The sequence below is a fragment of the Pseudarthrobacter sp. AG30 genome, assembly GCF_003116525.1.
Lineage (GTDB): Bacteria > Actinomycetota > Actinomycetes > Actinomycetales > Micrococcaceae > Arthrobacter.
In genome coordinates, this window is record NZ_QEHL01000047.1 from 1 (window position 1) to 720 (window position 720).

Genomic DNA, 720 nt, shown 5'->3' on the forward strand with positions numbered 1-720 from the left:
GGGTTCGTATTTTCGTCATGGGGATTGATCAGTGGCGGGATGAGCAGGACTGGCCGCTACCGGACACCAGCTACACGGACTACTTCCTGCAGAGCGGCGGTTCCGCCAATACCCGCAATGGTGACGGCACGCTCACTCTCGATGTACCAGCTGAGAGCCAGCGTGATGAGTTTCGCTATGACCCTCGTGACCCGGTACCCACCGCCGGCGGCGCCCTGCTTCCGAGCATTCCGGGATTCATCGGCCCGGTCGACCAGAAGGCCGTGGACGAACGCCCGGACGTCCTCTGCTACACCGGGCCTGTACTCGATGAGCCCGTCGAAGTCACCGGACACGTTGAGCTCAAGGTATTTGTATCGTCCAGCGCTGTCGATACTGACATCACCGCAAAGCTGGTCGATGTCTTCCCGGACGGACGGGCGATCAACCTCTGCGACGGCATTCTGCGCCTGCGGTACCGCAACGACCTCTCGAACCCCGCGCCCCTGACTCCTGGCGAGGTGTACGAAGTGACGGTGCCGATGGCGGTGACCTCGAATGTATTCCTGCCAGGCCACCGCGTCCGGGTTGATATCTCCAGCAGCAACTTCCCGCGCTACGACCGGAACACCAACACCGGAGGGTTCATCAACCAGGAGTCCGTCGACGACGCAATCGTAGCGACTAACCAGGTCCTGCATGGCCCCGAACACCCCAGCCGACTCGTACTACCCATCATCA

The 720-nt window shown here is 61.7% G+C and carries 1 protein-coding gene; it reads left to right on the top strand.

Annotated elements, in window-relative coordinates; all coding sequences use genetic code 11:
- Positions 1 to 17: 17 nt before the first annotated feature.
- On the top strand, positions 18 to 720 hold a 703-nt coding region (locus DC347_RS21220; protein ID WP_240617894.1), incomplete at its 3' end, for a CocE/NonD family hydrolase.